This window comes from Arthrobacter sp. ISL-5 (genome assembly GCF_018613835.1).
Classification (GTDB): Bacteria; Actinomycetota; Actinomycetes; order Actinomycetales; family Micrococcaceae; genus Arthrobacter.
Map to the genome: position 1 here is coordinate 94137 of NZ_JAGGPM010000023.1, position 12256 is coordinate 106392.

Consider the following 12256-nt stretch of genomic DNA (forward strand, 5'->3'; position numbering starts at 1 on the left):
TACTTGTACCGCTGGCCCTACCGGCTTGGTAACAAAATACGGGGATGATCGGTTTCGACGATGTTAGTCGCGACAGGTGAAGCGGGCCGAGGATGCAGAATTATCTCGTAAACGCTGTCTGCAAACCAATAAGTGCCGAATCTAAGCGCACTGACTTCGCTCTTGCTGCCTAAGCAGTAAGACAGTCCGTCAGCCCGAGGTTGCTATCGCCCCGGATCCTGGCGTCATTTAGATAGCCACTGCTGTTTGCCCCCGTCATCGGGGCAACCGGGACTCTTAGATGACTGGGCCCGGATCAGCCGCCTGTTTGCAGGACGGCTGGGGCCGAGAAACTCCGACGCAAACTGCGCCCGGAGAAGCCCTGACAACACGACATCGGACGGGGGTTCAATTCCCCCCATCTCCACGGTTACTACCAAGAGGCTAGCGCCCGGACCCAGGTCCGGGCGCTAGCTGTTTAACTGCACTAGTTGTTTAATTGGCCCCTGTTCACCTACGGCGTAGCGCACACGGGACTAGCGCGGGCGCCGCCGGAGTTGTTTCAGATAGCACTCAATCCTCAGCACGTATTTCAGGCCAAGGGAGGCGCGCCATGTCCACGGCGCCTGCAAGCTCATCCGATCCAGTCGGCGACGACGGACCGCTGGATGCCTACTCGGAGACGGTGATCAGGGTGGCCCGGACGGTCACACCGCACGTCGCAGCCATCGAGATGACCGGAAACCGGCGGAACGGCAGATTCCGCGTCGGTGCCGGGTCTGCCGTGCTCTTCACGGAGGACGGATACCTGCTCACCAACGCGCATGTGGTGGCCGGGACGCAGAAGGGCCGGGCGGTCTTTGCCGACGGCTCCGGAACGGACCTTGAAGTGGTGGGAGCGGATCCGTTGTCGGACCTTGCCGTGATCCGGGGCCGGGCGCCGCATGTGCCTCCGGCGGAATTCGGTGATGCGGAATCCCTCCGCGTGGGTCAGCTGGTCATCGCGGTCGGCAATCCCCTCGGACTCGCCGGCTCGGTGACGGCCGGCGTCGTCAGCGGACTGGGCCGGGCCATTCCCGTGTGGGCAGGCCGCAACCGCAGGGTGATCGAGGACGTCATCCAGACGGACGCGGCCCTGAACGCCGGAAGTTCGGGAGGTGCGCTGGCCGATGCCCGCAGCCGGATCGTGGGGATCAACACCGCAGTGGCCGGAGCAGGCTTGGGACTGGCCGTGCCCATCAACACCACTTCCCGGCGCATCATCTCCGCTCTCCTGGCTGACGGCCGCGTGCGGCGGGCCTATCTGGGTGTGGTCAGCACGCCCATCCGGCTGGGTGCAAGCGTCGTGGTCCGCACCGGGCAGCGCGAAGGGCTGCGCGTCGTTGAAGTCCTGTCGGGTTCACCCGCAGAGCAGGCAGGCCTGCGGGCCGGCGACGTGTTGCTCCGGGCAGGCTCCCGGCCGGTCAGCAACGCCGAAAGCCTGCAGAAACTCCTCTTCGCGGAGGCTATCGGGGTGCCCATGACCATTGCGATACTCCGTGACGGGCGCGAACAGGAAATTGTGGCCGTGCCCGGAGAAATGGCGGATGGCAGCTAGCGTCCACAAGAAAGCGGGGCCGGATTCCGGCCCCGCTTTCCTATTTTCGACCTGATCCTGCAGTCAGCGCTTCTTCAGATGGGCGACCGGGTCCGGGGCGCCTTCGATGGGTCCCTTGGCCTTCTTGTCCGCCCGTTTTTGCTTGATGGTTTTGCCCGCTTTTTTCTGCTGCTGCTGGTGCGGTGTCTTGTCCGGCATGGCGCGCTCCCTCGTATGGAGGGGTACGAGAGTGCCCCTCCATACGTAAATTACGCCTGTTTCAGGCCAAATGTAACTGCGGGGTGGGGGAGCTTCCGACTCATGCGGAGACGTCGGCGATGCCCACGAAACGGGTGCCCACGCCGTCGAACTCGCTCCGTACGAACCCCGGCGCCGGGGGCGGGATCTCGGCCGGGCTGTGATGCGCGCAGCTGACATAGGTGAAGTCAGGCCACCATTTCTTGGGCCTGGCCGCCTCCGAATAGCCGCAGACGTCGCACGTCAAATGCACCCAGACGGGCCGCTTGCCCGTCCGGTTGGCGCGGGACTGCAGCAGCCACTGCGGCGGGTTGTCCAGGAATTCGCCCAGCTCGGCCTCCGACAGCCACTTGGGTATGCCGTGGCGCTGGGCCATTTCCAGGGGTACATCAAGGGCAATTGCCGCATCGCGTCTGCTAATCATCACAGTCCACGATACGGTAAGGCTCGGCCGCTGCCGGCCGGAGTGCCGTCCCGCCGGCGGGGTTAGGGCAGCGGACGTACGACGGCGGTGCTACCGCCGCCTCGGAAGGCGGCCACGGTTCCGGCGGCCTACCCGCCGCTAAGCGCGATCCCGGCAGCCGCAGCCGCCACGCCGGTCAGGAGATTGGCACAGATGTTGAGCACGGCGGCCAGATAGCGCTGCTCGCTGACAAGGCGCACGGTGGCCGTGGTCCAGGAACTGAAGGTGGTCAGGCCGCCTGCTAGCCCGGTGGCCAGCGCTGCATGCCATTCCGGCCCGAACCGGCTGCTGAGGCCGATGGACAGCCCGATGACCAGGCATCCGGCGACATTGACCAGCAAGGTGGCCCAGGGCCAGTGGCGCCGCGGAGTCGAGCGGCCGGCCAACAGAGCGTCCACCCCAAACCGGATGAGGGCTCCGGCCATGCCGAACAGGCCCACCAGGACCGCGGTCACGGGCGGCCCCCAGGCAGACCGTCCAGCACCTTGCCGAGCCGCCAGCCGGCTGCGGCGGCGCCCAGGCCGAGCACGACGGAGAGGCACAGGTACGCAACCCACACGCCGTGGAATCCCTCCCTGGCCAGCCGGTCCACGGAAAGGACGAGTGCCGAGAAGGTGGTGAACGATCCGAGCACGCCGGGGCCGATGGCGGCACGGAGCCAGAATGCGGTGTGGGGCCGAGCGATCCAGATGGTGGTGAGCGCGCCCAGGACGAAGCTACCGGCAACGTTGATGCCCAGCGTGGTCCACGGCACGGACCCCTCTGGCTCGGGGAACAGCAGGACCAGCGCGTACCGCAGCTCCGTCCCCACCAGCCCGCCCGCGGCCACCGCCGCCCAGACCCGCCACCCGTGGCCGGCGGCTGTTTTCCGGGCGGATGCGCCGTCACCGGCGGCGCGCTTTAGCCGGGGGCTGGATTTCACCGGCAAACCGCCGTCGCGCGGAGACCATTCACTGAGAGGCCGTTCACTCAGAGCCCGGCCATCCGGCAGCCGGCATGCGCGGAGTCGCTGTGCACCCACAGGGCGGACGCGACCTCGTCCGCGAGGTCGAACTCCCGGCTCGCCCCGGCGGAACTGATGCGCACCACGAGGGCGCCGCCGAACGGCTTGCGGCCCCTGACCTCAACGGCGGCGTCCAGGTCGATCCTTTCGGCGGAAAGGTAGCGGAGCAGTTCCGGATTTTCATCGCTGATCCGGGTGATCCTGCCGGTGTGCCCGTCGTCGAGTTCACTCATGCGGTGGGCAGAGGGCATTTGCACCGTGCCGTCCGCGGAGGGAATGGGATCACCATGCGGGTCCCTGGTCGGGTTTCCCAGCCGGGCCGCCATCCGTTCGATGAAGGTGTCCGAGACCGCGTGCTCCAGCTGCTCGGCTTCATCGTGGACTTCATCCCAGCTGTAGCCGAGGTCCTGGACGAGGTAGGTTTCAATGAGGCGATGCCGGCGGACCATGGACAGGGCAAGCCGGACGCCCTGCGCCGTCAGGGTGATGGCGCTGTACGGCTTGTGCAGGACCAGGCCCTGGTCCTTGAGCTTGCGCACCATCTCGGAGACCGAGGAGTTGGCCACGCCAAGGCGCTGTGCCAGTTGGGTGGACGTAATGGGCTTGTCCTGCCACTCCGTGAAGGAATAGATGACCTTGACGTAGTCCTCGATCGAGGAGGATGGCGTGCTGGTCTTCACGGATCCAAGCCTACCCGGTGCGGGTGCGGCATCATGCCTTCGCTGCCCGCCATGTCTGGGTGAGGTAGGGCAGGAGCAGCAGCTCGCCGTCTGCATGTCCCAGGTGTTCGTGGAGGTACCAGTCGAGATTGCCGGTGACCTTGGCGCGGGTGGCTTCGTTGGCCCCGAGGTAGTAGCTGCGCGACTTGACCAGCTCGAGGATGTCGCCCGGGGTGACGGGATCTTCCCAGCGGGTCAGGTGGCCTTCCAGCCCCGTGAATTCCGGGCCTATCCGGGGGCGGAAGTCGGGCTTGTGGACATCCCCTGCGTGCATGATGCGGGAGAGCCGGTGGACCCATGGCACGGAGGTGTCCAGCTGGTTCCAGATCAGGCCGAGCACGCCGCGCGGTTTCAGGATCCGCGCGATCTCGGCGCTGGCCAGCAGGGGATCGCACCAGTGCCACGCCTGCGCCACTGTGACGACGTCGAAGGCCGCGGCGGGCAGCCCGGTGTCCTCCGCGGTACCTTCCAGCGCCTCCACCATCGGGTAGGCGATGCGGAGCTGATCAAGCATGTCCGGCGAGGGGTCCACGGCGCTGACAGCGAGGCCGCGTTCCACGAGGAGAGCGGTGTACTTGCCGGTGCCGGCGCCCAGATCCGCGGCCGTGCCGGCGCCGGCGGGGATGAGCCAGCCCGCGGAATCAGCGGGGTAGCCGGGACGGACCCGGTGGTAGTGCTCGCCGCCGTCCTGGAAGCTTTCCCCGAGCTCCTGCCGCCGCCCGTGATCGAGTTTGGGACCACCCCGTGCCACGCGCAGTCTCCTTAGGCCATGCCGAAAATTTACCCTTCGAATTTACCGCATGGAGCTGGCCGCCGCATTGCCGTCGTCAGTCCTGGGCGCACGGGGCCGCACCAGCGGTGCCCGGCGTATTGGGCGCCCAGTCAGGGTAGGTGCGGGTGTCGTTGGCCGGAACCCAGCGTCCGGAATCCACCACGTAGTCCCAGCCGAGGCCGGTCCGGCGGAGCTCCTCGATGCCGGCCAGCAGGCGCTGGGCATCCTCGAGCCTGGAACCCACGCCGAAGCTTGCGCGCAGGGACCCGGACGGGAGGCCGAGGCGCTTGAGGAGCGGGTGGGCACAGAAGCGGCCGTCACGGAGTCCCACGCCGTGCTCGGCCGACAGATAGGCCGCCACCAGGCCGGCGTCGTAACCGGCCACGGAGAAGTTGACGACGCCGATCGTGTCCGTGTCCGGGTTGGTGTCGGAGAAAATCTGGTGGACGGTGACGCCGTCGATCCTCTGCAGCCCCTCGACGAGGAAGGACCGGATGGCGGCCTCATGCGCGTGCCAGCGCTCCTGGTCCAGCGCCGCAACCACCTGGGTTGCCCGGGCGAGCGTGGCCGCGCCCAGGACGTTGGGGGAGCCGCCCTCATGGCGGGCGGGGCCGGTGGCCCAGCTGACGCCGTCGAGCCTGGCCTCGCTGACGGCGCCGCCGCCCGCGAGGTGGGGCGTGCCGGCGTCGAGCCAGTCCGGCCGCCCGATCAGCACGCCGGCGCCGAACGGCGCGTAGAGCTTGTGGCCCGAGAAGGCGAGGTAGTCGACGTCGTCCGCGGCGATGTTGATCCGGCGGTGCGGCGCGAGCTGCGCGGCATCCACAGCGATCCTGGCACCGAATTCGTGGGCCAGCGCGGCGAGGCGGCGGATGGGCAGGATTTCACCGGTGACGTTGGACGCGCCGGTGACGGCGAGGAGGCTGACGTCGCCGTGCTCCAGCTCGGCGCGCAGGGTTGCGATGGTGCCTTCAATCGTTTCAGAGGCCACGACGCTGCGGTGCGGCACGCCCTGCCACGGCAGCAGGTTGGCGTGGTGCTCGATGTCGAGGTACAGGACCTCGCCGGTGTGGTGGTGGTCCACCACGGGCAGGCAGCCGGCCAGCAGGTTCAGGGAATCGGTGGTGTTCCGGGTGAAGATCACCGAGTCATCCGCGCGGCCGCCGACGAATTCCCGGACGATGTTCCTGGCATTCTCGTAGACGGAGGTGCTGATCTGCGAGGCGTAGCCGGCGCCGCGGTGCACGCTGGCGTAGTAGGGCAGGATCTCGTTGAGATAGGCCGACACAACAGACAGCGCCGGTGCGGACGCTCCGTAGTCAAGGTTGGCGTAGCGGACGTGTCCGCCCTGGATCAGCGGCGCCTGGATCTCGGCGCCGGTGACCGCAGCCAGGGGACGGCCGGCAGCGGCCACGCGGTCGTCAAGCAGTCCGGTGCCGGCGGTGGAAGGGAAGATTGCAGTCGTCATGGGACCTCGCTCTGAAAGGACCCCTTCTGACGGGGATCCGCGCTTGCCGGGTCCGTTCCGGACCGGCCTGGTCGTCACCCGGGGCACCCCACCGCGAATGGAGGGTTGCCGGCCAGCAAACCGGGGTTTAGCGCTGGCACTCGTGACCTGTTACGAGCCTAGGACATCCCGGCGGGGGATGAAAAAGGCGGACGCGAATATTAAGCCGTTTGTTACGGGGGAGTTGAATCGCCCGGATTGCCGAATAAACGACGGCGGACGCCTCCTGAGGGGGGCGCCCGCCGTCGTAATATTTTTTGGGAAAGGATCGGGAAGTGGCCTAGAGCAAATCATCCAGCTGCGGATTGAGGCGCTTGAGGACCTCCGAATGCAGGATGGAGTTCGTGGCCAGGGCGTTGCCGCCGAACGGGCCGTCGGTTCCCTCCAGCGAGGTGAAGCGGCCGCCCGCCTCCGTGACGATCGGGACCAAGGCAGCCATGTCGTAGAGGTTCAGTTCCGGCTCGCAGGCGATGTCGACTGCGCCTTCGGCCACCAGGCAGTAGGACCAGAAATCACCGAAGGCCCGGGTCCGCCACACATCCTCGGTAAGGCCCAGGAACTCGTCCAGGTTTCCCCGCTCCTTCCAGCCGCCGAGGCTGGAATAGGACAGCGAGGCATCCGACAGCTTGGAGACGTTAGAGACCTTGAGCCGGGTGGCGGCGGCAAGCGAACGGCCCATGTAGGCGCCCGCTCCCTTGGCAGCCCACCAGCGCTTGCCGAGTGCCGGCGCGCTGACCAGGCCCACTACGGGCTCGCCCTCATCGACGAGGGCGATCAGCGTGGCCCAGACGGGAACCCCTCGGACGAAGTTCTTGGTCCCGTCGATCGGGTCGATGATCCAGCGCCGGGAGCCGTGGCCGGAACTGCCGAACTCCTCGCCGAGGACGGCATCGCGGGGGCGGGAACGGGACAGTTGGCCGCGGATGGACTCCTCGGCGGCCTTGTCGGCATCCGTGACCGGCGTCAGATCTGGCTTGGTTTCGATCTGAAGGTCAAGCGCCTTGAACCGGCTCATGGTCTGGTCATCCACGGAATCCGCCAGCACATGGGCAAGTCTCAGGTCATCGTTGTAGCTCGAAGCGGGTTGGGTCATGGTTCCAAACTACCGTCAAAGGCCCGGCCGGGCGGGGATGTCTGCCCGCGTGAGGCGCCGCGAAGCCTAGCTGACGCTGCCCAGTTCCTTTGTTTCCTGGGCTTCCATGCGGGGATCGGTGCCCAGCAGGCGGCGCAGCGACGCGAGCCGGGCGGCTCCGGAGGGGCCAGCGTGGCCGCCCGCAACCCACGCGTCCACGCCGCAGTTGACGGCGGTGGCATCGTGTTTGCAGCCGCGTTCGCAGGCCTCGGTGCCAGGCGCCAGGTCGGGGAACGAATGGAGGATCCGGTCCGGGTCAACGTGTGCCAGGCCGAAGGAGCGGATGCCGGGGGTGTCGATGATCCAGCTTCCTGAGGGGGCATCGGCCAGCTTGAGTGCCAGGGCAGACGACGACGTGTGCCGGCCGCGCCCCGTGACGGCGTTAACGCCGCCGGTGGCCCGTTCTGCCCCGGTCAGGGCGTTGACCATGGTGGACTTGCCGACGCCGGAGTGGCCCAGCATCACCGTGACTTTGCCGTCCAGGTGGGCGCGGAGCTGCGAGACCGCCTCAAGATCGAGCCGGGCGGACAGGCCGTCGTCGGACCGGGCATCGATGCCCGACGCCGCCGAGTCGGCCGTGCGGCTAATGATGACGGGAAAGTCGAGGTGCCGGTAGTTGTCGAGCAGCTCTGCAGGGTCCTTGACGTCCGCCTTGGTGACGAGCAGCAGCGGCTCGATGCCGGCGTCGTACGCCGCCACGAGGGCGCGGTCAATGAAGCCGGTGCGCGGTTCCGGGTTGGCGGCAGCCACGACCACCACGAGCTGGTCCGCGTTGGCCACCACCGCGCGTTCGATCGGGTCGGTGTCGTCGGCGCTGCGGCGCAGGAGCGTTTTCCGGTCCTGGATCTTCACGAGGCGGGCGAGCGTGTCCGGCTCGCCGGACACGTCGCCCACGAGGGACACGAAGTCGCCGGCCACCACAGGGTTGCGGCGGAGTTCGCGGGCCCGGGCGGCGATGACCGTCCGTTCATCGCCGGAGTCCTCGCCCACCACGGCCGTGTAGCGCCCGCGGTCAACGGTGATGATGCGCCCGGTGACGGCGTCCTCATAGGCGGGCCGGTCCTTGGTGCGGGGCCGCGTCCCCTTCTTGTTGGGGCGGATCCGAACATCGGACTCGTCCCAGGAGTCAGTGCTGCGTGCCACCGGGGATCCCTGCGCCGTTCCTATGGGCAGGGGCGCTGCCCTGCGCGAGCATGTCCGCCCACAGCTGCGGGAAGTCCGGCATGGTCTTTGCCGTCGTGGCAATGTCCTGCACTTCGATGCCGTGCACGGCCAGGCCCAGGATCGCACCCGCCGTGGCCATCCGGTGGTCCGCGTAGCTGTACACGACCCCGGCATGGAGGGGTGCGGGCCGGATGATGAGTCCGTCGGGTGTTTCTTCGGCGTCGCCGCCGAGCCGGTTGATTTCAGTGACCAGCGCTGCGAGCCTGTCCGTTTCGTGACCGCGCAGGTGGGCGATGCCGCTCAGGCGCGAGGGCCCGGTGGCCAGCGCGCAGAGCGCGGCGACGGTGGGAGCGAGCTCGCTGGTTTCCGCGAAGTCGGCGCCCTTGATCTCACTGCCGCCGGTGACCGTGAGCGTTCCGGCCTCCAGCGTCACAGTTGCCCCCATGTCGCTGAGAATGCTCCGCCAGAGATCGCCCACCTGGGTGGTGTGTTCGGGCCAGTCCGGTATCCGGACGGTACCGCGCGACGCGAGGGCGGCGGCCAGGAAGGGCCCGGCGTTGGAGAGATCCTGCTCAATCCTCTGATCGAAGGCGCGGATTGCCCCCGGGCTGACTATCCAGTGGTTCGGCGTGGAGTCGTCCACGGAGACGCCGACTCCGCGCAGCACGGCCACAGTCATGTTGATGTGGTCCAGGCTCGGCACGGCGCTTCCGGCATGCTCGAGGTGCAGGCCATCCGTGAACCGTGCCCCGACGAGCAGCAGGGCCGAGACGAACTGGGAGGACGCGCTTGCATCAATGACGAGGTGTCCGCCGCGGACCTCTCCCGTGCCGGCAACCCGGAACGGCAGGGAGGCCGGCATTCCGCCGGATTCACCGCTGACGGCGACGCCGAGCGCAACCAGGGCTTCGATGATGGTTCCCATCGGCCGTGCCCGGGCGTGGGGATCGCCGTCGAAAACGGTGGTACCGCTCCGCAGGGCCGCCAGCGGCGGGACGAAGCGCATGACCGTGCCGGCCAGTCCGCAGTCGATTGCCGCTTCCTGACCGCCCGAATGCGGCGGGATGGGTGTTACCTCGAGGTCCGGGCCGAAAGCACCGTCGCCCGGCACCTCGCGGACTTCTGCGCCGAGTTGGCGCAGCGCTCCGATCATCAGGGCGGAATCACGGGAATGCAGCGGCGCCCGCAGGCGGCACGGGCCGTCGGCCAGGGCAGCGAGCACGAGATACCTGTTGGTCAGGGATTTCGAACCGGGAACGCGGACAGTCGCGTCCACGGGGTGGTCCGCAAACGGCGCGGGCCAATTCGGCGTGGCGCCGGTGTTTTCGACGGGCACGCCCGTGATGGATCCTGTCATTCCTGCTTATGCCCCCACTGCGTGGTCAACGGCCTTGCGGACTGCCTTATCCGCCTTGTGGAGCTTCTTGCCCGTGGTCTTGCGGACATCCGCCGTCAGGTGGCTTGCCGTCTTCCGGGCGTCGGCGGCGAGATGCTCCGCGCGCCAAGCCAGGCTAGGCTTGCCGGCCGTGTCCACCGAGGCCAACAGCACGCCGCCGGTCAGCGTGACGTTCTTCAGCAGCTGGGTGCGGCGGGCGTCCCTGCCTTCCTTGCTGCTGATGTCGGCGCTGCGCCATTCCACGTAAGCGTTCAGCGCCGAGATGACGGCCAGGAGGGTCGCCGAAAACCGAGCGAACTTGCCGCAGGCGAAGAGGACGCCCGCTCCCACCTGTGTTCCGCCGATGAGCCGGGCCAGGACCTTCTCGTCGGCCTGAAAGGGGAGGGTCTCAGCGGCGCGGCGCAGGAGGGGGGACAACTGCTCCACAGTGTCGTCCGCATTCCTGAGCTTGTCCACGCCGGCTAGGACGAAACTTGAGGCCAGCATCGGCCGGGCGAGAAAACGGACAAAGGACATGAATTTCCTCCTGGATGGACGAGCCACGGTTTCTGCGGCGGAGTCGGTTCTAGTCTTGCACTTTTGCGGAATATTTGCCTGCCGCACGTCGTTGTCGAGTACAGGCCCGGAACAGCCTTTCGGGCATTGTCCGGGGTGGTTGCCGGGATTGAATCGTGACCGGGGCGTTGCCCGGGCCGGCCTATCGCAGTTCCATGCAGGCGGCTGGCCCGCGCGGGCAGCGCCGTGCCGGACACACGAATGCTTGATACGAGCTTGATACGCGGGAACAGTCCTGCTGCGCGGGACTAGTGGAGTGGAGATGGAGCTTTGACTTTGGTGAAAGATGCTGTGGGGCTGCGAAGTCCTTCCTGGATGGGCCCCTTTGAGGCGGCGGAGATCAAAGTGCCGGCGTTTGACGTGCTGCGGGCAGTATCCGCCGGAGCGGCGTCTGGCGCCGGAGGCGACTCAGTGCCGGTTCCGCGGATCACAGTAGACTTGAACGCAATGAGCACCGTGGATCCGGCCCTAGAGGCCACACAGGAGGACGGCGCCGGAGACGGCGTCCAGGTCATCAGTACGTCGCAGGCCCCCGAGGCGGTCGAGGAAATCGACGTCGCATCCGAGAGCCCTGAAGCCCGGCGGATCCGTTTTGAGCGCGACGCGATGCAATACGTTGACCAGCTGTATTCGGCGGCCATGCGGATGGCCAGGAACCCTGCGGACGCCGAGGACCTGGTCCAGGAGGCCTACACCAAGGCGTTTTCGGCGTTTCACCAGTACAAGCCGGGTACAAATCTGAAGGCCTGGCTGTACAGGATCCTGACAAATACGTACATCAACCTCTACCGGAAGCGGCAGCGCGAGCCGCTGCAGTCGAATTCGGACACCATCGAGGACTGGCAGCTCGCCCGGGCTGAATCGCACACCTCCAGCGGGCTCCGCTCAGCTGAGGCGGAGGCGCTGGACCACCTGCCTGATTCGGACGTCAAGCGGGCGCTGCAGGCCATCCCGGAGGAGTTCCGGCTCGCTGTCTACTTCGCCGACGTCGAGGGCTTTGCGTACAAAGAAATTTCAGACATCATGAACACCCCCATCGGCACTGTCATGTCCCGGTTGCACCGGGGCCGAAAGATGCTGCGGGACATGTTGGCGGATTACGCCGCCGAACGGGGATTCAAAGCTGCTCCGGACACGAAGGCAGCAGCGGAAAGCAACAATCAGGAGAACAGGAAATGAGCGACTGCCAGGGATTGGGCGATTGCGACGACGCCCGGATGCAACGCATCTACGAGTATCTAGACGGAGCGCTGACCCGCAGTGACCTTGCGGAAATCAAGCATCACCTGGACGAGTGTCCGGAATGCACCGAACAGTACGATCTCGAGTGCGTCATCCGGAACATGGTGAAGCGGTCCTGCACCGAAGCCGCGCCGGAGAACCTGAAGAACGCGATCCTAGACAGGATCCACAACATCAGGCCCGTGGACGCCTGAGGCCAGGCTGAAGCTTAAACGAAAGGCCCCCGCAACCAACAGGTTCCGGGGGCCTTTCGTTTAAGCTTCGGTTCTAGCCGTGGCTTAGGTGTTGGGGCGCTTCCCGTGGTTAGCGCCGCCACGCTTACGGTCACGGCGTTTACGTGCACGCTTGCTCATAGCTGGCCTCCTTAATATCGGTACTCGAAAGAGCTGCCCTCAAGTCTCCCACATCGGTGGACGGGCCGCGAACCGGCTTCCGGTGCGCGGAACTGCCGGCGGATGTTCCCGCCGGCGTACCCGTTGACGGGGTGGTGGGC

General features: G+C 66.9%; 15 protein-coding genes, 1 other RNA gene and 1 riboswitch. Of the genes, 4 read left to right on the plus strand and 12 right to left on the minus strand.

Going from position 1 to position 12256, the window contains the following annotated elements; all coding sequences use genetic code 11:
- The first annotated feature begins 40 nt into the window (after window positions 1-40).
- Window positions 41-409, plus strand: a transfer-messenger RNA (tmRNA) gene (gene ssrA, locus J7I89_RS12030).
- A 183-nt stretch (window positions 410-592) separates the two neighbouring features.
- Entirely contained in the window at window positions 593-1576 is a 984-nt protein-coding gene (locus J7I89_RS12035; protein WP_214970431.1) for a S1C family serine protease, read from the plus strand.
- 63 nt (window positions 1577-1639) lie between these two features.
- Here the strand turns inward: J7I89_RS12035 and J7I89_RS25600 are convergent, their stop codons facing one another.
- From J7I89_RS25600 to J7I89_RS12085, 11 genes are all read right to left on the minus strand, one after another.
- Window positions 1640-1774: a hypothetical protein gene (locus tag J7I89_RS25600; RefSeq protein ID WP_258064271.1), complete on the minus strand. Its 135-nt coding sequence runs from the start codon at window positions 1772-1774 to the stop codon at window positions 1640-1642.
- Between the two features lie 100 nt (window positions 1775-1874).
- Window positions 1875-2237, minus strand: a complete 363-nt coding sequence (locus tag J7I89_RS12040; protein ID WP_214970433.1) for a hypothetical protein — start codon at window positions 2235-2237, stop codon at window positions 1875-1877.
- 128 nt (window positions 2238-2365) lie between these two features.
- Window positions 2366-2731: a CrcB family protein gene (locus J7I89_RS12045; RefSeq protein ID WP_214970436.1), complete on the minus strand. Its 366-nt coding sequence runs from the start codon at window positions 2729-2731 to the stop codon at window positions 2366-2368.
- Entirely contained in the window at window positions 2728-3198 is a 471-nt protein-coding gene (locus J7I89_RS12050; protein WP_214970440.1) for a CrcB family protein, read from the minus strand. The genes J7I89_RS12045 and J7I89_RS12050 overlap by 4 nt, the downstream gene beginning before the upstream one ends.
- A 47-nt stretch (window positions 3199-3245) precedes the next feature.
- Window positions 3246-3959 carry a metal-dependent transcriptional regulator gene (locus J7I89_RS12055; protein ID WP_214970442.1) on the minus strand — a complete coding sequence of 238 codons (714 nt, stop codon included), beginning with the start codon at window positions 3957-3959 and terminating at the stop codon, window positions 3246-3248.
- A 31-nt stretch (window positions 3960-3990) separates the two neighbouring features.
- Window positions 3991-4749: a class I SAM-dependent methyltransferase gene (locus J7I89_RS12060; protein ID WP_214970445.1), complete on the minus strand. Its 759-nt coding sequence runs from the start codon at window positions 4747-4749 to the stop codon at window positions 3991-3993.
- A 76-nt stretch (window positions 4750-4825) separates the two neighbouring features.
- Window positions 4826-6235, minus strand: a complete 1410-nt coding sequence (locus J7I89_RS12065; protein ID WP_214970448.1) for an aminotransferase class V-fold PLP-dependent enzyme — start codon at window positions 6233-6235, stop codon at window positions 4826-4828.
- A 34-nt stretch (window positions 6236-6269) separates the two neighbouring features.
- A riboswitch (SAM riboswitch) is annotated at window positions 6270-6383 on the minus strand.
- A gap of 171 nt (window positions 6384-6554) precedes the next feature.
- A complete protein-coding gene (hisN, locus tag J7I89_RS12070) occupies window positions 6555-7367 on the minus strand; it encodes a histidinol-phosphatase (protein ID WP_214970451.1) in 813 nt (270 codons plus the stop codon).
- 66 nt (window positions 7368-7433) lie between these two features.
- Window positions 7434-8549: a ribosome small subunit-dependent GTPase A gene (locus tag J7I89_RS12075; RefSeq protein WP_214970454.1), complete on the minus strand. Its 1116-nt coding sequence runs from the start codon at window positions 8547-8549 to the stop codon at window positions 7434-7436.
- A complete protein-coding gene (gene aroA / locus J7I89_RS12080; RefSeq protein ID WP_214970456.1) occupies window positions 8533-9927 on the minus strand; it encodes a 3-phosphoshikimate 1-carboxyvinyltransferase in 1395 nt (464 codons plus the stop codon). The genes J7I89_RS12075 and aroA overlap by 17 nt, the downstream gene beginning before the upstream one ends.
- Before the next feature lie 6 nt (window positions 9928-9933).
- Window positions 9934-10482 (minus strand): DoxX family protein, encoded by a 549-nt coding sequence (locus tag J7I89_RS12085; protein ID WP_214970458.1) that lies wholly within the window; start codon window positions 10480-10482, stop codon window positions 9934-9936.
- A 486-nt stretch (window positions 10483-10968) separates the two neighbouring features.
- Between J7I89_RS12085 and J7I89_RS12090 the strand changes: the two genes are divergently transcribed.
- Entirely contained in the window at window positions 10969-11700 is a 732-nt protein-coding gene (locus tag J7I89_RS12090; protein ID WP_251045222.1) for a sigma-70 family RNA polymerase sigma factor, read from the plus strand.
- Window positions 11697-11957: a mycothiol system anti-sigma-R factor gene (rsrA, locus tag J7I89_RS12095; protein WP_214970460.1), complete on the plus strand. Its 261-nt coding sequence runs from the start codon at window positions 11697-11699 to the stop codon at window positions 11955-11957. Before J7I89_RS12090 ends, rsrA begins: the two co-directional genes overlap by 4 nt.
- An 84-nt stretch (window positions 11958-12041) precedes the next feature.
- Here the strand turns inward: rsrA and J7I89_RS25930 are convergent, their stop codons facing one another.
- Window positions 12042-12116, minus strand: a complete 75-nt coding sequence (locus tag J7I89_RS25930) for a 50S ribosomal protein bL37 (RefSeq protein ID WP_369299106.1) — start codon at window positions 12114-12116, stop codon at window positions 12042-12044.
- Window positions 12117-12256: the final 140 nt, after the last annotated feature.